General features: G+C 42.9%; 22 protein-coding genes and 1 pseudogene. 12 read left to right on the top strand and 11 right to left on the bottom strand.

Going from position 1 to position 25,396, the window contains the following annotated elements:
- Positions 1 to 38: 38 nt before the first annotated feature.
- From FD724_RS21765 to FD724_RS21795, 7 genes are all read left to right on the top strand, one after another.
- Entirely contained in the window at positions 39 to 368 is a 330-nt protein-coding gene (locus FD724_RS21765) for an iron-sulfur cluster assembly accessory protein (protein WP_179075586.1), read from the top strand.
- Positions 369 to 493: 125 nt separating this feature from the next.
- Complete coding sequence (gene rpsL, locus FD724_RS21770) at positions 494 to 877, top strand: 30S ribosomal protein S12 (RefSeq protein WP_012410236.1); 384 nt, start codon at positions 494 to 496, stop codon at positions 875 to 877.
- 528 nt (positions 878 to 1,405) lie between these two features.
- Positions 1,406 to 1,876 (top strand): 30S ribosomal protein S7, encoded by a 471-nt coding sequence (rpsG, locus tag FD724_RS21775; protein ID WP_012410237.1) that lies wholly within the window; start codon positions 1,406 to 1,408, stop codon positions 1,874 to 1,876.
- A gap of 138 nt (positions 1,877 to 2,014) precedes the next feature.
- Positions 2,015 to 4,093 (top strand): elongation factor G, encoded by a 2,079-nt coding sequence (gene fusA, locus FD724_RS21780; protein WP_012410238.1) that lies wholly within the window; start codon positions 2,015 to 2,017, stop codon positions 4,091 to 4,093.
- Between the two features lie 23 nt (positions 4,094 to 4,116).
- Positions 4,117 to 5,346, top strand: coding sequence for an elongation factor Tu (gene tuf / locus FD724_RS21785; protein WP_100899834.1), 1,230 nt, complete (start codon positions 4,117 to 4,119; stop codon positions 5,344 to 5,346).
- 179 nt (positions 5,347 to 5,525) lie between these two features.
- Entirely contained in the window at positions 5,526 to 5,843 is a 318-nt protein-coding gene (gene rpsJ / locus FD724_RS21790) for a 30S ribosomal protein S10 (protein ID WP_008232935.1), read from the top strand.
- Between the two features lie 198 nt (positions 5,844 to 6,041).
- Complete coding sequence (locus FD724_RS21795; protein ID WP_114081149.1) at positions 6,042 to 6,689, top strand: LON peptidase substrate-binding domain-containing protein; 648 nt, start codon at positions 6,042 to 6,044, stop codon at positions 6,687 to 6,689.
- 92 nt (positions 6,690 to 6,781) lie between these two features.
- Here the strand turns inward: FD724_RS21795 and pheA are convergent, their stop codons facing one another.
- Positions 6,782 to 7,657, bottom strand: coding sequence for a prephenate dehydratase (pheA, locus tag FD724_RS21800; RefSeq protein WP_179074070.1), 876 nt, complete (start codon positions 7,655 to 7,657; stop codon positions 6,782 to 6,784).
- A gap of 672 nt (positions 7,658 to 8,329) precedes the next feature.
- Here pheA and FD724_RS21805 point away from each other — a divergent pair.
- Complete coding sequence (locus FD724_RS21805; RefSeq protein ID WP_114081146.1) at positions 8,330 to 8,917, top strand: DUF1997 domain-containing protein; 588 nt, start codon at positions 8,330 to 8,332, stop codon at positions 8,915 to 8,917.
- Between the two features lie 8 nt (positions 8,918 to 8,925).
- On the opposite strand, the gene FD724_RS21810 is transcribed toward FD724_RS21805, so the two are convergent.
- The 4 genes from FD724_RS21810 to FD724_RS21825 form a co-directional block, all read right to left on the bottom strand.
- Positions 8,926 to 9,582: a ribonuclease HII gene (locus tag FD724_RS21810; RefSeq protein ID WP_179074071.1), complete on the bottom strand. Its 657-nt coding sequence runs from the start codon at positions 9,580 to 9,582 to the stop codon at positions 8,926 to 8,928.
- Positions 9,583 to 9,590: 8 nt separating this feature from the next.
- Positions 9,591 to 11,750 (bottom strand): Rne/Rng family ribonuclease, encoded by a 2,160-nt coding sequence (locus FD724_RS21815; protein WP_179074072.1) that lies wholly within the window; start codon positions 11,748 to 11,750, stop codon positions 9,591 to 9,593.
- Between the two features lie 852 nt (positions 11,751 to 12,602).
- Positions 12,603 to 15,269: a TIGR03960 family B12-binding radical SAM protein gene (locus FD724_RS21820; protein WP_179074073.1), complete on the bottom strand. Its 2,667-nt coding sequence runs from the start codon at positions 15,267 to 15,269 to the stop codon at positions 12,603 to 12,605.
- Positions 15,270 to 15,428: 159 nt separating this feature from the next.
- A complete protein-coding gene (locus tag FD724_RS21825; RefSeq protein ID WP_179074074.1) occupies positions 15,429 to 15,758 on the bottom strand; it encodes an STAS domain-containing protein in 330 nt (109 codons plus the stop codon).
- A 475-nt stretch (positions 15,759 to 16,233) separates the two neighbouring features.
- Here FD724_RS21825 and FD724_RS21830 point away from each other — a divergent pair, with 475 nt between their 5' ends.
- Positions 16,234 to 16,437 (top strand): hypothetical protein, encoded by a 204-nt coding sequence (locus tag FD724_RS21830; RefSeq protein WP_094331166.1) that lies wholly within the window; start codon positions 16,234 to 16,236, stop codon positions 16,435 to 16,437.
- Between the two features lie 427 nt (positions 16,438 to 16,864).
- Here the strand turns inward: FD724_RS21830 and FD724_RS21835 are convergent.
- Both FD724_RS21835 and FD724_RS21840 read right to left on the bottom strand, forming a co-directional pair.
- A pseudogene (locus FD724_RS21835) lies at positions 16,865 to 17,839 on the bottom strand (transposase).
- A gap of 293 nt (positions 17,840 to 18,132) precedes the next feature.
- The gene (locus FD724_RS21840) at positions 18,133 to 18,477 is read right to left on the bottom strand and encodes a hypothetical protein (protein ID WP_179074075.1); all 345 of its coding nucleotides are present in this window, start codon (positions 18,475 to 18,477) and stop codon (positions 18,133 to 18,135) included.
- Between the two features lie 282 nt (positions 18,478 to 18,759).
- Between FD724_RS21840 and clpS the strand changes: the two genes are divergently transcribed.
- The 3 genes from clpS (at position 18,760) to FD724_RS21855 (ending at position 21,033) form a co-directional block, all read left to right on the top strand.
- A complete protein-coding gene (clpS, locus tag FD724_RS21845; protein ID WP_114081141.1) occupies positions 18,760 to 19,041 on the top strand; it encodes an ATP-dependent Clp protease adapter ClpS in 282 nt (93 codons plus the stop codon).
- Positions 19,042 to 19,100: 59 nt separating this feature from the next.
- Positions 19,101 to 19,925, top strand: coding sequence for a CPBP family intramembrane glutamic endopeptidase (locus FD724_RS21850; protein ID WP_179074076.1), 825 nt, complete (start codon positions 19,101 to 19,103; stop codon positions 19,923 to 19,925).
- A gap of 229 nt (positions 19,926 to 20,154) precedes the next feature.
- Positions 20,155 to 21,033: a S1 RNA-binding domain-containing protein gene (locus FD724_RS21855; protein ID WP_256874607.1), complete on the top strand. Its 879-nt coding sequence runs from the start codon at positions 20,155 to 20,157 to the stop codon at positions 21,031 to 21,033.
- A gap of 83 nt (positions 21,034 to 21,116) precedes the next feature.
- Here the strand turns inward: FD724_RS21855 and FD724_RS21860 are convergent, their stop codons facing one another.
- The 4 genes from FD724_RS21860 to FD724_RS21875 form a co-directional block, all read right to left on the bottom strand.
- Complete coding sequence (locus tag FD724_RS21860; protein ID WP_179074077.1) at positions 21,117 to 21,296, bottom strand: hypothetical protein; 180 nt, start codon at positions 21,294 to 21,296, stop codon at positions 21,117 to 21,119.
- Between the two features lie 70 nt (positions 21,297 to 21,366).
- Complete coding sequence (locus tag FD724_RS21865) at positions 21,367 to 22,005, bottom strand: pentapeptide repeat-containing protein (protein ID WP_179074078.1); 639 nt, start codon at positions 22,003 to 22,005, stop codon at positions 21,367 to 21,369.
- Complete coding sequence (locus FD724_RS21870; RefSeq protein WP_179074079.1) at positions 22,002 to 23,399, bottom strand: DICT sensory domain-containing protein; 1,398 nt, start codon at positions 23,397 to 23,399, stop codon at positions 22,002 to 22,004. The genes FD724_RS21865 and FD724_RS21870 overlap by 4 nt, the downstream gene beginning before the upstream one ends.
- A gap of 67 nt (positions 23,400 to 23,466) precedes the next feature.
- Positions 23,467 to 25,059, bottom strand: a complete 1,593-nt coding sequence (locus FD724_RS21875) for a photosystem II high light acclimation radical SAM protein (protein WP_114082787.1) — start codon at positions 25,057 to 25,059, stop codon at positions 23,467 to 23,469.
- Between the last annotated feature and the right edge of the window lie 337 nt (positions 25,060 to 25,396).

A 25,396-nucleotide genomic window follows, 5' to 3' on the forward strand; every position in this document is an offset into this window, starting at 1 on the left:
AATGAAGATGGGGTATTCAATTGCAAAAAACGACTTCCATGATTCATCTGAGTCAAGCAGCCGCGAGTGAAATTGGGCGAATAAAGTCCAAGCAGCAGCCAAATGTCTTGTTTCGATTGGCAGTAAAACCAGGTGGCTGTTCTGGGTTATTTTATGATATGTCCTTCGATGAAACAATAAAAGTTGGCGACCAGGTTTTCAACTTGGATGAGATTCAAATAGTCATAGATGCTACAAGCTTAAATTACCTCAACGGTTTGAGAGTAGATTATTCAGAAGACTTAATGGGTGGTGGTTTTCGCTTCCACAATCCCCAAGCGATCGCAACCTGTGGCTGTGGCAATTCTTTTTTGACAACCAATCAATAGTTCTTAATTAGCGATCATTTGCTAATAACAAAGGAAAAATTACAATTGACATAAAACACTAAAAAACGATATAATCAGGATTTGTTAAAACTTAGACATATAAGCAGCTTTACGCGCTGTAACTCATGCCAACAATACAGCAGCTAATACGTAATGAGCGCGAGCAAGCGCGTCAGAAAACCAAGTCCCCGGCTCTGAAACAATGCCCTCAACGTCGGGGAGTTTGTACCAGAGTATACACGACCACACCCAAGAAGCCTAACTCAGCTCTACGCAAAGTAGCAAGAGTCAGACTGACATCTGGATTTGAAGTTACAGCTTACATTCCAGGTATTGGTCACAACTTACAAGAACACTCAGTTGTGATGATTCGTGGTGGTCGGGTTAAGGATCTACCAGGCGTGAGATACCACATTATCCGTGGCACCCTAGATACAGCCGGAGTTAAAGACCGTAAACAAGGGCGTTCCAAGTATGGAACCAAGCGTCCGAAAGAAGCGAAAAAATAGGATTAGGCGATTAATCGCACCCAACACGGTTAATCGTCTATCTTACGAAGCGCCCAAGGACAAAAAACTATCAGGGTATGTGTTCTAAGAGCAGTTATGAAAGCTGCTCAGTCTGTTAAAAAAAAATCAAGCAAGCTACACCTACACTAAGCGAGCAAGTGTAGAAGTTCTGAGGAGAATGCTGTAACCCACAGCAGAATTCTAATCTGGACATTAAGGTTTAGAATCTTGTCACCTTAAGTATTTAATTGCAGGTAGCAAGTCAATGAATTTTAGATTTTAGATTTGCAATTTTGGATTGGTCGAACCCACAAGGGGATGAGGCTTACAGACTTTTGATTTTTTCCAATCCTTGTGGTCGGAACGTCTACCAAAAACTCTAATCCAAAATTGGCAGTCAATAGGTCAGCCTTGCTGCAACAGTCGAAAACAAAATTGAAAAAGTCTGAGGGTTGGGTTCCACAGCTTTTAGTTTCCGGTGTCTGATAGCATATAATTTCGTTGCCAATTCCGAATTAAAGGTGAAGTATGTCTCGTCGTGGTGTTATTCAAAGGCGCCCAGTTCCGTCTGACTCTGTATATAACAGTCGCCTTGTGAGCATGATTATCAGGCGGATCATGCGTCATGGCAAGAAATCACTTGCCGCACGAATTGTTTATGAAGCATTGAAAACTATTGAGGAACGCACTGGAAATGGTGCTTTAGAAACCTTTGAAAGAGCAGTGCGAAATGCCACACCTTTAGTAGAGGTGAAAGCTAGACGAGTAGGTGGAGCAACCTACCAAGTACCAATGGAAGTGCGTTCAGAACGGGGCACTACCTTAGCACTGCGTTGGTTAGTGCAATATTCCCGTTCTAGACCAGGCCGGACAATGGCAAGCAAATTGGCAAATGAGTTAATGGATGCTGCTAACGAAACTGGCAATGCGATTCGGAAACGCGAAGAAACGCACCGGATGGCGGAAGCTAACAAAGCATTTGCCCACTATCGTTATTAAGTAGAAAAGCGATATATCGCCTTGCCGAAGCGGTATATCGTGGATTTACAAAAAGAAGACGGTTTTCCGCAAAAGTATAGAATCTTAACAAAGAGTAATATACAAGATATCATGAGGCAAAAACTATAGGAGGTAGCTGTGGCACGCACGATCCCGCTAGAGAAAGTACGCAACATTGGTATTGCGGCGCATATAGATGCGGGCAAAACAACAACAACAGAGAGAATATTATTTTACTCTGGGATAATTCATAAAATTGGCGAAGTTCATGAAGGAACTGCCGTCACAGACTGGATGGAGCAAGAGCGGGAACGGGGAATTACCATTACTGCTGCTGCTATTAGTACCAGTTGGAAAGATCATCAAATTAACATTATCGATACTCCAGGTCACGTAGACTTCACAATTGAAGTTGAGCGTTCCATGCGCGTGTTGGATGGTGTAATCGCAGTATTTTGTTCTGTGGGCGGCGTGCAACCGCAGTCTGAGACAGTGTGGCGACAAGCAGAACGCTACAAAGTTCCTCGGATAGCCTTTATCAACAAGATGGATCGCACCGGAGCGAACTTTTATAAAGTTCACGAGCAAATCCGCGATCGCCTGCGGGCGAATGCGATCGCTATTCAACTACCAATTGGTAGTGAAAATGACTTCCAAGGCATCGTTGACCTAGTACGGCAACGTGCGTATATTTACGCCAACGACCAAGGAACCGATATCCAGGAAACCGATATCCCGGAAGAATTGCAAGCGCAGGTAGACGAATTCCGCACTAAGCTCATAGAAGCTGCGGCAGAAACCGATGATGCTCTGATGGCTAAGTACTTCGAGGGCGAAGAACTTACAGAACAGGAAATTAGGACTGCTCTGCGTAAAGGCACAATTGCGGGGACAATTGTACCAGTACTTTGCGGTTCAGCATTCAAAAACAAAGGCGTGCAGTTGATGCTGGATGCCGTTGTAGATTACCTGCCAGCGCCAAGTGAAGTACCGCCAATTCAAGGCTTACTGCCCAATGGCGATACTATTGAGCGGCGGGCTGATGACAATGAACCCCTAGCAGCTCTGGCATTCAAAATTATGGCTGACCCTTACGGTCGCCTGACATTTGTTCGCGTTTATTCTGGTGTCCTGAAAAAGGGCAGCTACGTTCTCAACGCTAGTAAGAATAAAAAAGAACGGATTTCCCGCTTAGTTCTCATGAAGGCAGACGATCGGCAAGATGTCGATGAACTGCGAGCAGGTGATTTGGGAGCGGCTCTGGGTTTGAAAGACACCTTAACAGGTGACACGCTCTGTGATGATGGATCGCCAGTAATTCTGGAATCCCTATTCATTCCTGAGCCTGTGATCTCGGTGGCGGTTGAACCCAAAACCAAGAACGATATGGACAAGTTGTCCAAAGCTCTGCAATCTCTCTCAGAAGAAGACCCCACCTTTCGTGTTCGCGTCGATCCCGAAACAAATCAGACCGTGATCGCGGGAATGGGAGAGCTACACCTAGAAATTCTAGTAGACCGGATGTTACGAGAATTCAAGGTGGAAGCGAATGTAGGTGCGCCACAAGTAGCTTACCGAGAAACAATTCGGAAAGCTGTGAACAAAGTTGAGGGCAAATTCATCCGCCAAAGTGGTGGTAAAGGTCAATATGGTCACGTTGTGATCAATTTGGAGCCTGGAGAACCCGGTACTGGCTTTGAATTCGTTTCCAAAATTGCTGGCGGTACAGTACCTAAAGAGTACGTTGGCCCCGCAGAACAAGGGATGAAAGAAAGCTGTGAATCCGGTGTTCTAGCTGGATATCCATTGATTGACGTTAAAGCGACGCTAATTGATGGGTCATACCACGATGTAGACTCTTCAGAAATGGCTTTCAAAATCGCTGGCTCAATGGCGATGAAAGAGGCTGTGCTGAAAGCTTCACCTGTCATCTTAGAGCCTATGATGAAAGTTGAAGTTGAAGTTCCTGAAGACTATATGGGGAACGTCATTGGCGACCTCAACACCCGCCGAGGGCAGATTGAAAGCCAAAGCACCGAAAAGGGACTCGCTAAGGTAACATCCAAAGTTCCACTGGCGAGTATGTTTGGCTACGCCACTGATATCCGGTCAAAAACGCAAGGTCGGGGTACCTTCACGATGGAGTTCAGCCACTACGAAGAGGTGCCTCGCAGCGTAGCTGAAACTATCATTGCAAAAAGCAAAGGGAACGCTTAGTTAAAATAAGGAAATGAGCATTCATGGCACGCGCAAAGTTTGAAAGAAATAAGCCCCACATCAATATCGGTACAGTTGGCCACGTTGACCACGGTAAAACTACCTTGACAGCAGCCATTACCATGACCTTGGCAGCTATGGGTCAGGCTGTAGCTAAGGGCTACGACCAAATTGATAATGCCCCAGAAGAAAAGGCACGGGGTATTACCATTAATACCGCTCACGTAGAGTATGAGACTGCAAGTCGGCACTATGCTCACGTAGACTGTCCAGGACACGCTGACTATGTGAAGAACATGATCACTGGTGCTGCCCAAATGGACGGAGGTATCCTCGTAGTTGCTGCTACCGATGGCCCTATGCCCCAAACCCGCGAACACATCCTGTTAGCAAAACAGGTAGGCGTTCCCAGTCTAGTTGTCTTCTTGAACAAAGAAGATTTGATGGATGACCCAGAACTCTTGGAACTAGTAGAACTAGAACTGAGAGAACTGCTTTCCAGCTACGATTTCCCTGGTGACGACATCCCCATTATCAAAGGATCTGGTCTGCAAGCTCTAGAAGCAATGACCAAAAATCCTAAGACCCAACGCGGTGAAAATCCTTGGGTAGACAAAATCTACGAATTGATGGATGCTGTAGATTCTTATATCCCCACTCCTGAGCGGGATGTTGATAAACCCTTCCTGATGGCTGTAGAAGACGTGTTCTCAATTACAGGTCGTGGTACTGTCGCCACCGGTCGGATTGAGCGGGGTGTAGTCAAAGTTGGCGATAACGTTGAACTAGTGGGTATCAGAGATACTCGCGCCACTACCGTAACTGGGATTGAGATGTTCAAGAAGAGTCTCGACCAAGGTATGGCTGGAGATAACGCTGGCGTACTACTCCGGGGTATCCAGAAGGCTGATATTGAACGGGGTATGGTCATCGCCAAACCTGGTTCGATTAAACCTCACAATGAATTTGAAGGTGAGGTGTATGTCTTAACAGAAAAAGAAGGTGGTCGTAAGACTCCATTTTTCGCTGGCTACCGTCCCCAGTTCTACGTGCGGACAACTGATGTAACTGGTACCATCAAAGCCTACACCTCCGATGAAGGCAAAGAAGTAGAAATGGTGATGCCAGGCGATCGCATCAAGATGACAGTAGAATTGATCAACGCGATCGCTATTGAACAAGGAATGCGCTTCGCTATCCGCGAAGGTGGACGTACCATCGGTGCTGGTGTCGTCTCCAAAATCATCAAGTAGCACCTTTTTGCTCATAACAAAGGAGCAGAGATGGTATGATTCATCTCTGCTCCTTTCTCTTCCCTCTATAAATAAGGTAATAGGTTACAGGGGACAAGTAATAGTTTTCTGTAACCTTTACCCTGTAACCTTTAACCTGTAAATAATCCCCTAATTACGCAGAACCTGGAAAATTAAAGATGGCAACTCTACAGCAGCAGAAAATTAGAATTCGCTTACAGGCTTTTGACCGACGCTTATTAGATACATCTTGCGAGAAGATTGTAGATACAGCTAACCGCACCAACGCTACAGCCATAGGCCCAATTCCTTTACCAACAAAACGCCGTATCTATTGTGTGCTGCGATCGCCTCACGTAGATAAAGATTCACGGGAACACTTTGAAACCCGTACCCATCGCCGGATTATTGACATTTACCAGCCCTCTTCTAAGACTATAGATGCCCTGATGAAATTGGATCTACCATCGGGTGTGGATATTGAAGTAAAACTTTAATTTAGTCATTAGTCATTGGTCATTTGTCATTAGCAAAGGACAAAAGACAAATGGTATTAGTATTAATTTTTACATAGCCCTGAAGAAATATATCTCAGGGCTTTTATTTAGCTAGGAAACAAATGATAGAATATAGACAAAATACGGGAAAAGCAGAGAAAAAGAAATTTTAAAGATTAAGTTTATACCAAGGTAACAATGACATCATCTTCTAAAATTGCAGTTCGTGAACTACCTCTGTTCCCGTTACCCGAAGTAGTTCTGTTTCCTACTAGACCATTACCTTTACACATCTTTGAATTTCGCTACCGAATCATGATGAACACGATTTTGGAGAGCGATCGCAGGTTCGGTGTTTTGATGTTCGATCCAGTCAAAGGTACAATTGCAAACACTGGTTGCTGTGCAGAAATCGTTCATCACCAACGGCTGCCAGATGATCGAATCAAGATGTTGACATTAGGGCAGCAAAGATTTCGTGTATTAGAGTATGTTCGTGAAAAGCCATATCGCGTTGGCTTAGTTGAGTGGATTGAAGACCAACCACCAACTAAAGATTTACATCCTTTGTCAACTGAAGTAGAACAACTACTGCGAGATGTTGTGCGTCTATCAGGTAAATTAACCGAACAAAATATCGAACTGCCAGAAGATTTGCCCGATCTACCAACAGAACTATCCTATTGGGTAGCCAGTAATCTTTATGGTGTCGCCGCAGAGCAACAGTTATTGCTAGAAATGCAAGATACTGCAACGCGTCTAGAGCGGGAAGCAGAAATTTTAACTTCTACTCGTAATCACTTGGCAGCTCGCGCTGTTCTCAAAGACACGTTTAATGAAAAGTGAGAAGTGAGGAGTTTAGGAGTTAGGAAAAATAACAAAAAATACAAGATCGACAACTTATAATTTATATTGCCTAACTGATAACTCCTAACTTCTCAAGAAAAAACGCCGATCGGCAAAACATTGTAAGCGCCAAGAATTTTTAAAATCTCTGTGTGAATAGTTAATTCTGCTAAAGCAGATTGTATTTGTGCTTCCTTGACATCTGCTTCTAAATCCATGAAAAACAAATATTCGCCTAGCGATCGCTTCGTCGGACGAGATTCAATCCGGCTGAGGTTAATTCCTATTTGAGCAAAGATTTGCAAAGGTTTGACTAATGCTCCGGGTGTGTTAGCAGGCATACTAAAAGCAAGCGATGTGTGACTAGTAGGCACTTTTGATGTCTGGTATCCAGCATCTGCTTCACCCTGACTTACTACCCAAAAACGAGTACAGTTTTCTGGATAGTCGTTAATACCAGTGGCAAGTATCGGCAGGTTGTAGAGTTGAGCGGCTCTACTAGAAGCGATCGCTGCTGTTGTTGTCTCTTGCTCCAATCGCTGTAGTGCTTCAGTTGTAGAATTGCTGGGGATGATCTGTACAGTCGGGAGAAATCGCTCTAACCATCCCTGACATTGTGCCAAAGCTTGCGGGTGAGAGTAAACAGTTTTAATCTTATCTAAACCAGAGGCGCAGGAAATTAAGGTATGGACAATGGGTAATACCAAAGCCAACTGAATTCGCAAACTGTCTAACTGCCAGAGTGTATCCAATGTTGTAGTAACACTCCCTTCAATAGAATTTTCCACTGGCACAACAGCCAGGTGAGCTTGACCATCAGCAACGGCGTGCAGTGACTGTGAGATGGTGGGATAGGGAGATAAGGTAGCTTTATCTCCCGTACTTTTAGTCAACCAGTTGACATACAGAACAGCTGCTTGTTCTGCGTAAGTGCCGGGAGGTCCTAAATGTGCGATCGATAGAGTCATGCCTTTAGCCTTGAGTTGTGAGTTTAATGTGTAAACAGAGATTATGATATTTTGGATTCGGCAAATATCTTCAATATTTACTATTAGTAAAAACTGTTATTTATAAAATTTACCCACTAAACGAATAGTCCTAAATATGTATTTAGGAAAACAAATTATGAAAACTAGCCTTCTACCAGATAGATTTTCTGGCAGTTTTTTTGGCGAAATTGCTCTGAAATCTTCAGAGCAATTATGTTAGTTTTTCACCAAATAAAAATTCACATTCTTTACTTTGTGTCAAGAGTTAAATCCTAATTTTAGCCCTTTCAAGGTAACTCGTAAAATCTCTTATTTTTTCTCAGCGCTGCGCCAGTTGCTACAAGTCGGGGAACCCGCCCAACGCACTGGCTTCTCTGTGCCTCTGCGGTTGGAAAGTATTTTTTTTAACCAGAGCGACGCAGATGGCACAGAGTCCAGAGTTTAAAGAGGAATTTATTGACCAAAATTTTTACCCACCTTGAAAGGGCTAATCCTAATCTATATTTCTTGAACTAAAGATAGTAATGAGCGTACCAAATTTTTGCTAATGCTGTATAGCTGATAAGCAACGATAATTTTGTACTTTTCTAATAATCAAATTTAAGTTGTTAAAAAATATTAAAATTAAGAGACAGATATTTTTATCCGCTCATGGCTACCCGGTTTACTGCCTCCCAATCGGTTGAAATCGCTGTTCCAGAGCAGCCTATTCACATTCAGCACTACTTGCGTCAGCCTCAACGTCTGGTTAAGGCTTTGGCTGACAACACCCGAACTCAGCAGCTTTCTGAGGAAGTATTTCGCTTGAAAATGCGTCCGCTCACTTTTATGTCATTAAGCATTCAACCGACTGTAGACATGAGAGTTTGGGCAGAATCAAATGGAATAATTTATTTGCGATCGCTAGGCTGTGAAATCCTGGGTTTCGAGTATATTAACCAGCGCTTTGCCCTTAATTTAAAAGGGCATTTGTCTCCCAAAGAGTTTAGCACTGGCACTCGTCTGCAAGGAAGGGCTGATTTAGAAGTGCTGGTGGATTTACCACCGCCATTTTCCTTTACTCCTAAGCCAATTTTAGAAGCTACTGGTAATGGTTTGCTCAAAAGCGTGCTGTTGTCGGTTAAGCAAAGGTTATTAAATCAACTTTTGACTGATTATCGCTACTGGGTGATATCACAAACTAAAGATAGAAGACTTGACAGTGACAGTACCGAATTGCCAATCTTGAATGCTGAGTAATCATTTAATCACTCAGCGTTCAGTACTTTGATTTGGCAAGGACGAAAAGACTGACGATGTAGGGGCGATGGCCCATATTGTTGCAGAGCCAGCAAATGACGTTGACTACCATAGCCCTTGTTACGCTCTAGGTTGTACATAGGGTATTTCAATGCTAGACGCAGTACCAAATCATCACGCCAAACCTTGGCAACAATACTAGCAGAGGCAATAGCGAGCGATCGCTCATCTCCCTTAACTATTGTTTGTTGTGGCAATAGCAAGTCTTTGATTGACTGATTGCCATCAACCAAGCAGATTGCAGGCTGTACCTTTAACTTCAGTACAGCCCGCTTCATTGCTAATAGTGTCGCTTGCAAAATATTTATCTTGTCAATTTCGGCAGTAGAAGCAAACCCGATTTTCCAGTCTATAGCCAGCCCACAAATTTGCTGTGCTAGCTGAGTTCTCCGAGAACTAGACAACTTTTTACTGTCTTTAATTTTAGCTGCCATCAGTATTGGCAAAGCATGATCTGGTAGGATCACTGCTGCCGCCACCACCGGGCCAAATAGAGCGCCTCGCCCTACTTCATCCACACCTGCAACCAATCCTGGAATCCCTGACAAGGTAGAAAACTCCAGCCAATTGGATTGTTCCAAGAGCGTTGGTGATGTTTCTACCATAAAGCAAATTAATTATCCTCGATCGCTGAGGAACGACGGCGGCGACGGCGGCTAGCAGTGGCGGCGCTGTTTGCATCACTTTCATCTGCGATCGCATTGGCGGCGCTGCTTGAATCATTTTCATCTGCAATCGCTTTGACGGAGGCTTTTGCAGGAAAGCTTTCCGAAGGATTGGCAGTCAACTCAGCTGGTTCAAGTGTCTCTTCTATCAAAGATTTTTGTTCTGGCTCAATAACTTTTGGTATTGGTGACTTGGTTGCAACTACTTCCGGTATTACTTTTTGGGCAATAGGTGATTCTGAGATGGATTCAGTTGGAGTCGTTCGCACTTGACCAGGCTGAATCACGTTAATAATCACAGATTTGGTATTTTTAACCTCTTGCTCTAACTTCACCAAGGGAGATATTCCCATCAAGGCAAACATATCCTGTTCCTGGAGGCTCATTTCTACAGTTCTAATCTCCGGTGGTTCTACCACTGGTTTAACTGGTTCTGGCTTGATAACTTTAGCACGCTCTACAGTGCGCTCTACTCTTTCATTCCAACCTGGTTTACCAAGGGTGGGTGAGGGAATTTCTGGTGTAACTCCTAATTCTGGTTCTATATCAAGGTCTAAATCTGGCTCGTTGGCAAAAGCTAATGGATTGGCAATAACCCGAGATTCATCTTTCCCGTTTAACCCATTGATGCCAATTCGACTGCGGCGAGTGCGGGTACGACGCTTATTATCATTAAGTTCTTGATAACTAGGATGATTAATCAGATTTAGGTTAGTCGATTCCGAGTCGCCGTCAAATGCTTCCCCAAATCCATCATAAGTTTCTCGTGGTTCCGGGACGCGGGCAGATGGCTGACGTGGTTCTCGGTGAGGTAGAGATACAAAACGCTCACGCTCTGGTGTTTCTGCTGGTATTGGTAATCGATTTTCAAGTTCTCCAGGCAGACGCACAGTATGCCCTAAACCGCCACAGGTGGGACAAGTTTCACCAAACAATTCGTAAATATTTTGACCCTGACGTTTGCGGGTCAATTCTACTAAACCCAGTTCCGTAAGTTGAGCAATCTGGGGACGAGCTTTGTCTGCTTTGAGTCCTTTATTAAAGTGTTCGAGAACTTGCAGTTGGTCACGTCGGGATTCCATATCAATGAAATCAACGACAATCACTCCGGCAATATTCCGCAGACGCAACTGGCGAGCAATTTCTGTTGCAGCTTCACAGTTTGTCCATAAAACTGTTTCTCTGGCTGTCGCCGATCGTGTGAAGGAACCTGAGTTAACATCGATTACGGTTAATGCCTCGGTTGGCTCGATGATAATGTAACCGCCAGAAGGTAGGTCTACTCTCGGTTTCAGCGCTTCTCGAATCGCAGCACTGATGCGGAAGTACTCTAAAATTGGGGAGCGATCGCGGTGATGGTCAATCAACAATCCTTGCGGTGTTTGACCGCCACTCCAATTCTGTAAGTACTGCTTCACGCGCTTCAAACCAGTACTGGAATCTACGACAATCCGATTGACATCCGCGCCGTACATATCCCGCAATACGCGCTGGATAAAATCATCGTCTCGGTTGAGCAGTGCTGGGGCACGGGTAGAATGCGCTTCCTGCTGAATCGCCTCCCATTGCTTTTGCAGCAACTCCAAATCTTCCATAATCGCTTCTTCTGGTTTGCCTTCGGCTTCTGTACGCACGAGCAAACCCATTCCCGCCGGTTTTACCAAAATCGCTAGTGCCCGTAAGCGGTTGCGCTCACTTTCACTTTTAATTCGTCGGGATAAATTTACGCCCCTACCATAAGGCATTAGTACTACGTAGCGTCCGGGTAAGGTGATATTACCCGTGAGCCTGGGCCCTTTTGTCCCCGTTGGCTCTTTCATTACTTGCACCAAAACTTTCTGCTGTGGTGCTAATAGTTCTGTAATGGCTGCTGCGGTACGCTTGAGTTTCAATGGGCCCAAGTCGGTAACATGAATAAAACCGTTGCGCTCTGGGTCGCCAATATTCACAAAAGCCGCATCTATCCCAGGCAATACGTTTTCTACTACTCCTAAGTAGATATCACCTATTTGATGATGACCGGTAGCAACAACGAGTTCCTGTATTTGATCTTCGGAAAAGACAGCAGCAATTTGGTGCTGCTCCGCGATGATAATTTGTTTTGGCATTCAATTTCCTCAAAAATTGGCAGCACCAATAGGTCTGGAGGTTTGTTATACCTTTGTTGCCCTTGCAACCCTCAAAAGGCGCTACTGATGATAAAAATCGCAAACCTGATGTTCTAAGTTAAATAGCTATTGGCGCTCTTAAGAGCGTTTTCACGGCGGATTATTCCAGAACGGCTGCATGTTTAAGCAATTAAATCAACCATCTATGGTTGATTTGCAATGCAATACTCTCAATGAAGAGAGTTCTGAGTTGAAAGTTCTGAATCCTGAGTGAGTTTTTAACTCAGGAAGCTTTTTTTGAGAGTAACCTACTGAAGTCGTTAAGAAAAAGAAACTATTTCTATTTTCCATTCCCTGGATTTATTCTTAGGGTTATACTCAGCAACGCCAGCTGCTACCCTACTTTTAAGCCGCGCTTTGCGCGTCTGGTGAACGTCTGCAAATCGGCTTAACCTACAGTAGTTGTTTACCCTACGGTAACACCAAGGGCACACAACTCTAGAAGAGTAACGCACTAGCTCTTGGGCAATACTGTGGATTAGAGATTCAGCAGTTGTTGGAAAAGTATGGATTTAGAGAAGCTAACCGAGCCTGCTGTTAGTTACTGATTCACAAGTTAGCTATAAAGAGAGAGTGTGTTCTTTAATCTGCCTCAGTTTGTCTGGGATAAAATCCTAGAAGTTGCACTCTAATATCTTTGCTTTCGCCCCCTGAACACCAGGGTAGTGAACCAGCTAATTCAATGCAGCGCCAGAAAAATTCTCTTCACCCCATTCTAACGCAACCTTGCTAAAAATCAATTCTGACGATGTAACATGTTAGGACAACTACTAGCAAGCTGCCCTACAGGGATTATACCGCTAAAATTAGCCGATTGCGGTGGATGTGCAGGAGTTGAAATTCTCCACTACCCACTATCCCTAGCATAAACAGGATTTGTTCAGGACGCAATAGAAAACCATCTTGGCGATAGCTACCTACATAACGGATAACAGATATAGATTCTGCAATGCCTTTGTGGGTTTCTAATAATTCCAGTTCAAATAAGCGATCGCGCAGATTTATTAACTGGCTCTTACCTGACTTTGTTGTATGCTCGTACCAAAGCTCATCCTTTGCTTTGATGGTATCAATCCAGTTTTGCCATTGTATAGGTGTTGTTTCTTCAAGTGCTGCTACGGTAATTAAATATTCTGCGGTTTCTAGCAGTTGAGTAGCTGCCGGAGTTTTTAAATCTATCTGCTCCACATTATATATAGGTATGTCTGTGGGCATTTCCCGAACCAATTCTTCTCGAAAAGTATCGATGTCCACTGGTACAGTTAACTCAAAATCCGCAATTTCACCGCTACTAGTAGCACCTAGAGCCAAAGCAGTTGCTACAGAAATTCGCGGCATTGGATGAAACCCACCAGTGAAAGCAATAGGCAAGCCTGCTCGCCGCACAACTCGGTCAAACAGACGGATTAAATCTAGGTGGCTTACCAAAGCCATATTACCCTGTTTTCCAAACCAAACTCGTAGTCGTTGTGCCTTGGTTGTGTTGGGAACAAAATCGCCAGCGAATTGTGGGATAACAGGTGGTGCAATCACGACGTTATGGCCAAAGTCGGTTCCACATACGCCACAGTGAGAACAACCTTCAAAAGAGCAGTCGGGTACAATTGCGGCTGCTAAGGCGCGTTGTAAGTCTTCTTTGAGCCAGTTTTTATCAATCCCGGTATCAATATGATCCCAAGGTAGGGGAGTATCTAGGGAGTGAGGACTAAGGGATTGGGCTTTTTCCGCATCTGGCGATTTGTTCTGCTCTTGTGCGTGAAACAAATTCCATTCGCCATTTTCTACTTGGCGGTATTTCCAATCTAGATCGGCCCCGGCGATCGCATCTCCCCAAGCGCTAAAAGCCTGATCTAAATTTTCATACCAGGAATCCATCCCTGCACCCAATTTCCAGGCGCGGCGGACTACTTTGCTCAAATTGCGATCGCCTCGTCCCACAAAATCTTCCATTGCCGAAATGCGGACATCAGTAAAATTTACCTTCATTCCCTTCATCCGCCGGAATTCTTGCCGCAACAGGTTTTGTTTGCGCTTAAATTCGGTGGTAGAAACTGAGTGCCACTGGAATGGTGTATGGGGCTTGGGCGTAAAGTTAGAAATTGTCAGGTTAAAGTTCAGGGGTTTTCTACCTTTGCCTCGGCATTCTCGCTGTAGCCAGCTGACTGTTTCCGCAATGCCCAAAACATCAACATCCGTCTCACCTGGCAAGCCAATCATAAAATACAACTTGATTTTATCCCAGCCTTGCTCCCAAGCGGTTTTTACTCCCCGCAACAATTCTTCATTCGTCAAACCTTTATTTACGATGTCTCGCATCCGCTGAGTTCCAGCTTCTGGAGCAAAAGTTAGTCCACCTTGCCGTGTACCTCCCAGGATATTGGCAATATTCTCATCAAATCTGTCTACCCGTTGGCTTGGTAGAGTCAGAGAAATATTTTCATTTTTTAAGCGATTTTTGATTTCCATCCCTACTGCTGGTAGGGACAAATAATCAGAACAACTCAGAGATAGCAGGGAAAACTCATTGTAACCAGTTGCCCGCATTCCCTGTTCGATTGCTTCTACAACCTTATCGGGTTCTACATCCCGTGCTGGCCGAGTCAGCATTCCTGGTTGACAGAAGCGACAGCCACGAGTGCAACCACGCCGAATCTCAATTGTCAAACGGTCATGCACCGTTTCTACATAAGGAACTAACCCAATGGAATATGCTGGTATGGGGGTTGCCACACGTCGCAGAATTCGTTTTGGTACGTCAGTGCGACGAGGATGAACTGAGCCATCCTCTGCCATATCGTAAAACTGAGGCACATATACGCCTGGTATCTGTGCCAAATCCAGTAACAGATTTTCCCGACTCAATCCTGCTTGTTTGCCTTCTTCCAATACCAAACCAATTTCTGGGAGCAGTTCTTCTCCATCCCCAAGGGCGATAAAGTCGAAAAAGTCAGCGTAAGGCTCAGGATTCGATGTTGCTGTTTGCCCACCAGCAAAAATCAACGGAAACTGAGATTGGAGATTCGTAAATTCTCCCCCTGCTTCCACGGCTTTTTGCCTTTCTCTCCACGTCAATGGAATTCCAGCCAGATCCAACATCTCTAAGATATTAGTTGCACCCAGTTCGTAACTGAGGCTAAAACCTAAAATGTCAAATTCTGTGAGCGATCGCTTTGACTCTACCGCAAACAATGGCGTATTAGTTTCGCGTAGTTTGGCTGCCAGGTCTTTTCCTGGGAGGTAGGCGCGATCGCACAATTGACGCGGTTGGGCATTCAAGATGTTGTATAGGATAATGTGCCCTAAATTAGATGCACCGACTTCATATACTTCCGGGTAGGTTAAGACCCAGCGTATTGCTGTCTTATCCCAAGCTTTGTGTACTGCTAAACGCTCATTACCAAGGTAACGCCCTGGTTTTAAAATATCCGATGTTATTAATTTCTCAACTGCAACAGCCACTGTGCTATCTTCTAGCTACCTTAATTACAGCTAACCAAACCCAACATTAGCATTGAATTAGGTCTCCTAACATAGTTTCTCGTTGTAACTTATAACTCCTTTACATAAACTCCACTTTTTAACCGAACTTTTGTGCTTTTACATACATAAAGTTATAAATTATGTTGCAGCTAACTCAATTTCACCATCCAATATTTCAAATACGCTGTCGAGTTGCGTTAGTTCAAAAATAATTCTAATTGACGGAGCTACAGCACAAAGTCGCAAACCCCTTTCTAAACTCAGAGCCAACTTGTGTGTAGATAACAATGCCATTAACCCCGCGCTATCTAAGGATTCTACTGCTGCGAGGTCTACTACCAAGATGGAAATATCATTTTGTACCAACGCTGTGGTCATATCTCGTTCAAATTCCAAGGCGTTTGTAGCATTCAAATACCCTTGGGGGCGAATGACTGCAATTTTGGGATAGTTAAGCACTGCTTGCATGGTTACATCCTATTGAGAATTATTGAAGCGTCACGCTAAGGATTATTTGAACATAAACTCTATTCTGTTGCATCGACCATACGTCTTAGCTCTCTTTGCTGAATCTTTATTTCTTTAGTATCTCTGTTTAAAGATTGTTATAATTCCAGGTTAAAATGTGTTTATATATACTTTTTTTTTATCTCAGTTCAAAAACAATCAACATAGACAGCCATAGAGCAAACAAATAGATCAGTAACTATGCTGATAAAACTTGCTTAGTCTATAACTAAAGCTAATTTAGCCAAGTCTTAACGGTAAGTTAAATCTCCCACTTTAGCGTTGCTGATGGCATACGTCAGAGTCATAGCAAATTATCTATCTAACTAATTAAATGTGATCTATATCACAAATAAATTAGGATTTAGATCGCTCTTTATACTGAGACGTTTCTGGGATAATTAGTATCATATTACAGTTGGATGATGTATTACTTATGAGAACTAAGTACGCTATTCGTAAATTGGTAGAAAAAGCTCTTGACATTAAAAAGCTAACTCCTGAGATAGAAAATGAAATCAACTCAGAACTGACAGAACTTGGTTATATTTCTGACGTTGATTATGAAGCTCTGGAATTATTAATGTCGGAGATGGATGCTGGTAGAATTAAGTTGGTTCCTAGCTTCGGCTATTCCTAACTGCTTATGCATAGAGATATATAAAGTAAATTTGATGAATACTGAAGTAATCAAAATTTCGAGTTAGTAAAACAAGTTTTAGTAAAGGTAGGTAGGATAATAAGAGCGATATTATTGTTTGTATTTTTCTCTGAGGTTGATTATTTCAATAACTAAAATGGCGTAACCCGGATTTCTCACAAGTACGAAAAAATCATTGAGATGAGTAAAATTTAGGAAAATATATTTTATACATCAGTGGATTCAATTCAGAAACCGAAGATAATCACGTATTATCCGAGTCTTTAAAGATAAATAAAAGACAAATAAAACGAAAAATACTGAAGTAAAAACTATGATTAGCAATAATTAGGCAGCCGAAAACAGGGTTAAATTCAGTAAACTCAACCCCAGTAAGCTAATCATTATGATGACAATTAAGTAAAAATTAACCAGGACAGGGTAAGAGAGATAAATAATTGTAGGCCAGAGCGAAAATTCCTTTATAGGGGCAATAACTACTAATTGAAATTAAGATTTTTCAGCAGTTAATCGTGATAGTTGCTCCTAACTTCAGTAACTTTGTCCGAATAGTGCCAACAGTAGCGTTTTGAAGTTCTGTTTTGGCTAAACACTTCTCTCGTAAAGCATTCATTAAAATATAGGCAACAGATGAAAACCACAACCGTAGTTGATTACCTGCAAATGTATGGGTGCTTGTTCTATCACTTTTTAGTTCTAGTTTTTGCTCTTTGAGACAATTTTCCATGTTGCCTCTTGGACAATATTTTTCTGTATAAAGTTTTCCAGGCGGGATTTTATTTATCGCTAGTGAAGTTACTACAAAACGAGTATCTACCCCCTTGATTACTATATTCAACTTTAGCAACAACCCGACGATTTCGACTCCAAGAATATAGAGTTTTATAGTTAAGCGATGAATACCAAACTGAATTCTTCACAAATGCTGTTGCTGCGAGGTGTAAATCTGGTGACGGTGCCAATAAGGATTCAAAAAACTTAACTACTGGTTGCAGTTTTTGTTCATATTCTTGAGACGCACGGTATTTAATTGATTGTGAAAGCTGAATTAATCGACTATTTTTCCTAGTGCCAGAGCAAACATTGGGTCGTGACGTAGTTCCTCGTGGTCATTTAAGTCTTCATAACCCATTATCAAACCATATATTCTCTGCCCGATTAGACTTTTTACTGAATGATCAACTCTATTCATATTTCGGTAATCTTTGAAACATCTTGCTAATCGCGATGTAATTCCTCTTTTCCGGTCTAGCTCCGCAATTAAAGTTAACCCTGCATCTGATGTTACAGTCTCAGCCTTGAAATTAACTACGACTGGACATGACTTTACTTGTTCAAATTTGAACTGTTCCGGTATACAATCTGTTTTCTGAGGGGTCATGCTTAAAACTGCTGAAATTCATGTGCAATAGATATTTTGGCAGTTTTTAACTCCTCTTTTCTCCAGCCTCGTGAGAAATCCGGGGTAAACCGTGCTAATAACCCTCTACATTATTGTGCATTCGGAGTAAATCGCTATGTAGTTCGCTAAACGCCGAGAAAAAATTCCTCCCTTTCTGTTTGCTGAAATTGTCCACAAGCAGAATGAACTCGTTGCGAAGGGAGTTGATATCATCAGTATGGCTTTTGGCGCTCCAGATAAACTAACTTCTAGTCATATCCTTTGCCCTATGCCTATTGATATGCTGACCATAGTTGGTGAATAAATTGATTAAGTTGCTGCTTGGCGGCTGAGTCAGGCTCAGTTTTTGGTTCTTTTGCTAAAACTTGACTCAAGAAGGTAATTACTTCTGTGTCTAATGCTGGTCGAAATAAATTTGCAGGCCAAAGCAAGTCAGACGCATCTCGCAAATCGGTAATTAGCGGCGATTCTTGAATCAAAGTAACCATTATTAAAGGACGTACCCAGCACAACTGGCGGGAAACTACAAATTGAATGACTTCTGCATACAGATTTCTGTCGCCATGCTCTAAAGACACAATTTGTCCTGGTTGAAGAAAATCTAGGCTAATGTCCATGATTATGGAGTTTGGGCAGGGGCAAGGATTATTTTGCAATTTCCTTAATTTTAAAAATGAAAATACGCTAGGTTTAAGGAAGCTTCTGTAAGATTAGGGTAGCACTCTCACGGCAAGTATGTCTCAGACATCTGCCTCGCAAGTGGCTACGCAAAACTAAGTTGAGCGGTTTTTCTAGCATAGTATCTGAACTGAAATACTATAGAATAGGTAAATAACTGTTAAGCGATCGCTACACAGACACTTTGTAGTAGTGAATCAACAAGAAAAGAGCAAAGAGCCGTGTCAGTTGAAACTATTGAAAAGCCTTCCACAATTCGTAAGCTAGCGCCTCGGTATCGCGTTTTGCTCCATAACGATGACTACAACTCTATGGAGCATGTTGTACAGTCACTAATCGCCACTGTACCAAGCCTTACCCAACCCCAGGCTGTTAGCATCATGATGGAAGCCCATACTAACGGGCTAGCTTTAGTGATTACTTGCGCTCTGGAACACGCTGAGTTCTATTGCGAAACATTGATAAGTCACGGTTTAAGTAGCACAATTGAACCTGACGAATAGTCATTGGTCATTGGTCATTAGTTGAAATATAAAGTATTGGCTGGTGACTTAACATTGGTATGAAAAAAAACCTTGTCCGTTTAGCTGAACGCCCTGCCTCTATTAGGCTGGGTTGTTTTATTTTGACTTTATTGTTGCTATGGTTGCCATTAGCTGCACCAATATACTTACTAGTACATGATTCAAATTTAGAAAGTATATTGACATTGGTATTGTTATATGGAGTATTTATTTTTCTCCTGAGACTATGGGGTAAATATGTCTACCAGCAGCCTCAAATTCTACGGCGTTATGGCTTAGAATTCACGCGACAGAACGGTGTGGATTTATTGCGTGGCTTGTCTCTGGGGATAATTAATATTCTGATACTTTTTGGGGTAGAAAGTTTATTGGGTTGGTTGGTGTGGCAACAACCGAAAGTTTTTTTGCTAAAAGTTGTTTTAGAGGGTTTACTTGTTGGCTTAGGTGTTGGATTTGCTGAGGAATTGTTATTCCGAGGCTGGTTGCTAGATGAACTACAACGAGATTACAGTCCTCGTGTCGCACTGTGGACAGATGCAACTGCCTTTGCCACATTGCATTTTATTAAACCCTTGGAGGCAATTATTCATACATTGCCACAATTTCCAGCTTTAGTACTGCTGGGGTTAACGCAGGTATGGGGAAAGCGTTGGCGGAGGGGACGCTTGGGTTTACCAATTGGTTTGCATGGTGGTTTAGTCTGGGGTTACTACATTATTAATGTTGGCGAATTAGTTAAATATTCTGGTCAGGTTCCTGATTGGGTAACTGGTGTGAATAATAATCCCCTACAAGGAGTGATGGGGGTGTTGTTAATGAGTGTACTAGCTTTGGGGATACGAGGGCGAACGGTGAAAAATTAAAAATGGAAAAGCCTACGTAGCGTTTTGATGAATACTAAAACTATTGTTATACCGACTGTTTCCTGAGTATGCAACAACACGAACAATAGCTAAAGTTTAGCTGTTATTGTTGTGATTAACACGCTTACTAAATTGTTTATATAATGGGTTATGTTAAGCACACTATGCTATTAGCTTTAGTTTAGAGAGCTTTCAACTTGGCGATATTATCACTGGAAAAATCATTAAGCTGGAGCCTACAGGTGTTTTTGTTGATTTTTATACCGATCAACTAGCTTATGTTCCACTCCTAGAGCTATCACTCAATGAGATTCAGTCCCCAGAAAAAGCTGTGCAACTTAATGAAATCCGAGAATTTCTAGTTGTAGGAAATTACGATGGCGAACACGATATTTTCTTCTCGCATTGTTCATCTGAGACACTGAAAGATAGCGATCGCTTGTACGAGGTTACATTGGATCTGGCTTCTAAAAAATGTGGTCATTCCATAAGTAGAGAAGACCTGATCGTACACACCAAAATTCGTGATGTTCACGGAAGCGGAGTATCAGCAACTATTCAGTGGTTCTTGTGTTCTCAAGAGCATCCACCAACGGTTTATTTTTCAATTCGTAAACTAGAGATGCGAAAAGCATGGGAACGGGTACGGCAATTGCAGACTGAGGACGTAACAGTATATGGAAAAATCCTTAAAAAGACTTCGAGGGGTGCATTAGTGAAAATTGAGGGTTTGCGTGGGACAGTTCTTACTTATGTTGATAAGCATAGGGAGGAATTGATAGTAGGGGAGGAATTTCCACTCAATATTATAAAAGTAAGAGAGGACTGTAATCATGTAGTACTACTAAATCGCTCTGTTTCAATTAGACTCAGACAGTTGCAGGTTGGTCAGCTTGTTAGCGGCACTATACGGCGTATTAAAGACTATGGTGTGTTTGTTGATATTGGAGATTTATATGCCTTGTTACCGACCTCAAAAATGTTCCATCCATCTGTTGACCATCCAAACCAATTCTTCAAAATTAATCACCATTTAAAGGCAAATATCATCAAAATAGATCCTGAAAACGGTCAAGTTGTTCTAGAGAGTTGTGAGAGTTCGGCATAGCAGATGAGTGTCAGCTACAGCACACAGCATCAAATATCCTCCCGTGGAAAGCTAGCCCATTCTTCAGTACGGGCTACATCAATTTACTCTGTGGAAGGTGCGTTTCCTAAATCAGCACATAGTCCCCACAAGGATTGGCGGGAATGGATAGACAGTTTATCTGTTAACTCGCGTTCTATATCAGGAGCAATTTGTTGGATCAAACGTACTTTGTCCACAGTTGAAAGCTGCTTTGCTAGTCTGATAACTTCTTTTAGGCTCACAAATTTTCACCTGCTTCATCTGCAAAAATTTTAACAATAGCCAATAATACTGGGCTTTTTGGTGGAATCTTTACGTAAGCGTCTCAACCACTGTCCCCACCACACACGCTTTATTCAAATTAACGCCGCTCAAATTTGCACCTTCTAACTCTGCACAAAGTAAATTAGCTCCTGTCAAATTCGCCCCTGCCAAATTCGCCCCCCGCAAATCAGCTTCTTCCAGGTTTGCTTCACTCAATAAAGCCCCTTGCAAATCGGCGCGACTCAAATCTGCACCTTTGAGATTTGCCCCAGTCAGGTTTGCACCGCGCAAGTCAGAACCGCGCAAATCAACGCCTTGTAAGTTGACGTTCATCAAATTGGCACCACTCAAGAAAGCACCTACCAATGACACATCACTGAGTCTGGCTCCCATCAAGTTAGCGCCACGTAAATTACTACCCCGCAAGTCAGCGCCCGTTAAATCTGCTTGCATCAGGTTTGCTCCCATCAAGTTCGCCCGCAAATCAGTTTCTTGGAGGTTGGCTCCCATCAAATTTGCCCCCTCCAAATGCCCACCTTCGAGTTTGGAAGCGGCGAAATTAGTGCCGACAAGGGTAGCGCCAGCAAGATTAATGCGGCTTAAATCCAGTCGGGAGAGTTCCTCGTCTTCTAAATTTGCCCCTGGAAGTTGTTTGAGTTTTCCTAATCTAATGGCTTCAATATTCATGTAAAGTAACTACCAATCTGCTCACTTATGTTGCTGTGGCTATCCCATTGGGAATCCAGTATCCAGATGCCGGCGCTGACTTTGGGTGTCATGATGGGTAAGTCGAGTCCCTGTTGTAAACCCATAACTAATAAAGTTAGGGTATCTACAAGTTTAGGGTCAAAGCGGTTAGATTGTTGCTGTTTGCATTCATCTAAAGCTTGAGTAAATATCTGTTCCCGGCTTTGATTTGACGATTTTTGCTCATTAACTCGCCACTGAAAGTCTGCCAATAATGCCAAGATCCTCGACTCTAAGGGAATTTCATCTCCAGCTAAACCTGCTGGTTCCCCTGTGCCATTCCACCACTCGCTTTGGTGAGTAATAATTTGGGCAACGGCTCGTAATCTTGGCATAGTTCGCAATACTTGTGCCCCTGGTACTAAGGGACAAGTTAAAGGACAACTGGGAGCATCTTCTTGGTAGCGTGTGGATATACCATCTGTGAGAACGCTTTCTGCTTTTTGTAACGGATCTATGCGATGTAACAAAGCCGCCAAGCGCAATCTTTTAATCTGCCAGGCGGGAAGATCCAAAAGCTGGCCGATCGCTTCAGCAAGAACTACTACTTCCGCAGCTGCCATTGGATTGTTCACATCTGCCATATCCATCAGTTGCGCCATTCGCAAAAAGGCTTGGATTTCGTTAGAAACCAAGTTGCGATCTAGCGTTTGTTGGTGAGACGCTGTTGGGATGGATAAATTATCTTGCCCAGTCTGGAGGTAATCTACTACACGGGAGACAACTGCACCTAAATTTTGGGATCTGTCCATTGACGGTACAATTTGTTGTTTGTCGGCTGTGAGTTTTTGGGCCAGTTCTGGGTTGTATTTTTTGATGTGAGCGATCGCTATTTCTGCTGTCTCTTGGACTAACTCCGGCTCAAATGTCCACAAACCATAGAATTTCCGCTCTAAGTCTGATGTCGGTACTCCAGTGCTGCCATAATCAGCTTCCGATAATTCTTGACAAATTACCATTGCTGTGTATTTAGGCGATAAAATAATTAAGTGCCACTCCTGTTCAACTGGATCGCCTGCATCTAATCCTACTAAGTCTACATTGGGTAGCTGGCTGGTAGGATGTTCAGCAAAGCCAGATTCAGAGGCGGCCATAATGGCAATTTGGCGGCTACGATGGGCGATGTCTGCATATCGTTTAGCTTCTTGTAGATACCATTTCCCCTGTTGAAAGGCTGTGATAACTAGGGGTGTACCGTCATCTGTTAAGATATGGTCTTCTAGAGCGTGGCACAGGGCAACTAGGGTATTTTTGTAGTAAACACCGAATCGAATTGGCCTGGTGGTATGGCGATGGGCTGTTTCTAGCTTTTGTAAGATTGAACCTTCTAACATGGGATTTGGTAAAAATAACCGCAGAGGCACAGAGGAAGAGAGGGGAGAAATTCAGAATTCGTGTTTTCTAGGATATACCCGCTAACTGTTTTTCTTTCGTTTCTATTGGTGCGGAAAGTGCTGCTTCTAAGTCGGCACAACCTAGTTTTTCTTCTAAGATTTTCATGACTTCGCGTCCGAAATCGTTAGGATTTTGTTGCCAAGCTTGTAAGCAGACTTCGCCGAAGAATGAACCAAGGGGTTCGGGATTCCAAAGGAGTTTTTTGGCTGTCCACGGCATCAAACTCATTGGATCGTACCCTGGCTTGAGGATGCCTTCTTTGAAAGCATATTCTTCCAAATGGGTATGGGGTTGTAGTCCAATAAAGAAGATAGCAGGTTCAACTTTATCAGCACCGAAAATCCTTTCTAGTTCGCGGTGGTAAGCAATGGTTTGGCGGATGGTTTCGGGACGTTCGTCAATGACGTTAAAGGAGTAGTTGACGGAAACTAAATCGTTAAAACCAGCTGCTTTTAAGTCACGGCAGTTTTGCAAGACGGTTCGTAAGTTATACCCCATCCGCATTTTCCGCACGAGTTCTTGAGAACCACTGGTAATCCCGATTTCAAAGTAATTCATCCCGGTTTTTGCCATCAAGTCGCACAATTCGGGTGTCAAATTGTCGGCTCTGATATATGCTGCCCAGTGGATATCTGTCATACCAGAATCGACGATTTTTTGCAAGAGTTCTATGGCATCGTCGATAAATTTTCGTGCGGGGATGAATTGGGCATCGGTAAACCAAAAGTTGCGAATGCCGCGATCGTATAATTGGCGCATCTCAGCAACTACTTCATCTGCTGGGTTGATGCGTACTTGTTTGCCTTCGACAACCGTATAGACGCAATAACAACAGTTGTGGGGACAACCACGCTTAGTTTGTACACCTATATAAAAGTCTTCTTCTTGCAGGTAAAAGTTAAATTCCGGCCAGATGGTTTCGATATAGTCGTAGTTACAAGCTGTTTTTTCTAGTGGGGTGGGTTGTTCGTGAATCAGCCGTTTTCGTGGTTGGGTTTCTCCCGCAACGTAACAGCGTTCATCTCGAAAATCTTTGCCACTTAAAAGTTTTTCCAGCAGGGTTTCGCCTTCACCCACAGAAATAATTGTCCCTTGGGGTAAGCTTTTACCCAATTGTTCGTAAAATACGCTAACTGCACCACCACCGACAACGACACGGGCATTAGAATTATATTTTTGGGCACGCTTTAAACCGCGTTTGATTAAGCCCTGGTTTCGCCATAACTCTACATAGTAAGCGATGAAGATTCGTAAACCGCCCAATCCGCCACGTAGTTTTAATAGAGGATTCTTCGCGTAGTAAAATTCAAAGGCGTTTTGCAGTGGGTTGCCACCACGTCCGCCAACTGGGGCATAAATTTGAATATCCCGCCAAGAAAATACTAGCAGTGTCGGTTTAAATTCATCGATACAGCGATCCAAAGCAGAATTGTAGTCTAAAGGTGGCACCGTTCCTAAATCGAAGATGCGCTGTGCAATATTAGGAAACTGCTTATGGACATGATCGCTCAAGTAGACAACCCCAATAGGAAAGATGGGGTTACAAGGAAGGCGAACGTAAAGAATTCGATTTTCCATCATTTGTGTTTTGACTTCCATCTTGCCAATCTTTGGAGAAAGCGAGAAAAACATCCAGTTTTAAAGTATGTGCTTGTTTTATTAGGTTTTAATTATCACAATCGCCCTTGACATTTCACTTCATTGCTGGTAGTAAGAAAACTAATATTAGCAATTGCAGGAAACGCTAAAACTGCTATGCATAAAACATACATAGAATTTATAGATAGGCTTTATGAAGATATTTTTCATATAGCTTTACCATAACATTGAGTTTATTCATTAAGCGATGATCCCAGCCTATTAATCCTGGGATAGATGAAACGGCAAAACTCCCTTACTCGCTAGGCGAAAAGCAAGGGGATCGTCGTCTTATCTG

The sequence above is a fragment of the Nostoc sp. C057 genome, assembly GCF_013393925.1.
Classification (GTDB): domain Bacteria; phylum Cyanobacteriota; class Cyanobacteriia; order Cyanobacteriales; family Nostocaceae; genus Nostoc; species Nostoc muscorum_A.

What these genes read in the sequence shown, in the direction of transcription:
- FD724_RS21765 (WP_179075586.1), top strand. Translation starts at nt 39, where the DNA reads ATGATTCATCTGAGTCAAGCAGCCGCGAGTGAAATTGGGCGAATAAAG.
- rpsL (WP_012410236.1), top strand. Translation starts at nt 494, where the DNA reads ATGCCAACAATACAGCAGCTAATACGTAATGAGCGCGAGCAAGCGCGT.
- rpsG (WP_012410237.1), top strand. Translation starts at nt 1,406, where the DNA reads ATGTCTCGTCGTGGTGTTATTCAAAGGCGCCCAGTTCCGTCTGACTCT.
- tuf (WP_100899834.1), top strand. Translation starts at nt 4,117, where the DNA reads ATGGCACGCGCAAAGTTTGAAAGAAATAAGCCCCACATCAATATCGGT.
- rpsJ (WP_008232935.1), top strand. Translation starts at nt 5,526, where the DNA reads ATGGCAACTCTACAGCAGCAGAAAATTAGAATTCGCTTACAGGCTTTT.
- FD724_RS21795 (WP_114081149.1), top strand. Translation starts at nt 6,042, where the DNA reads ATGACATCATCTTCTAAAATTGCAGTTCGTGAACTACCTCTGTTCCCG.
- pheA (WP_179074070.1), bottom strand. Translation starts at nt 7,657, where the DNA reads ATGACTCTATCGATCGCACATTTAGGACCTCCCGGCACTTACGCAGAA.
- FD724_RS21805 (WP_114081146.1), top strand. Translation starts at nt 8,330, where the DNA reads ATGGCTACCCGGTTTACTGCCTCCCAATCGGTTGAAATCGCTGTTCCA.
- FD724_RS21810 (WP_179074071.1), bottom strand. Translation starts at nt 9,582, where the DNA reads ATGGTAGAAACATCACCAACGCTCTTGGAACAATCCAATTGGCTGGAG.
- FD724_RS21815 (WP_179074072.1), bottom strand. Translation starts at nt 11,750, where the DNA reads ATGCCAAAACAAATTATCATCGCGGAGCAGCACCAAATTGCTGCTGTC.
- FD724_RS21825 (WP_179074074.1), bottom strand. Translation starts at nt 15,758, where the DNA reads ATGCAAGCAGTGCTTAACTATCCCAAAATTGCAGTCATTCGCCCCCAA.
- FD724_RS21830 (WP_094331166.1), top strand. Translation starts at nt 16,234, where the DNA reads ATGAGAACTAAGTACGCTATTCGTAAATTGGTAGAAAAAGCTCTTGAC.
- FD724_RS21840 (WP_179074075.1), bottom strand. Translation starts at nt 18,477, where the DNA reads ATGGACATTAGCCTAGATTTTCTTCAACCAGGACAAATTGTGTCTTTA.
- FD724_RS21850 (WP_179074076.1), top strand. Translation starts at nt 19,101, where the DNA reads ATGAAAAAAAACCTTGTCCGTTTAGCTGAACGCCCTGCCTCTATTAGG.
- FD724_RS21865 (WP_179074078.1), bottom strand. Translation starts at nt 22,005, where the DNA reads ATGAATATTGAAGCCATTAGATTAGGAAAACTCAAACAACTTCCAGGG.
- FD724_RS21870 (WP_179074079.1), bottom strand. Translation starts at nt 23,399, where the DNA reads ATGTTAGAAGGTTCAATCTTACAAAAGCTAGAAACAGCCCATCGCCAT.
- FD724_RS21875 (WP_114082787.1), bottom strand. Translation starts at nt 25,059, where the DNA reads ATGGAAGTCAAAACACAAATGATGGAAAATCGAATTCTTTACGTTCGC.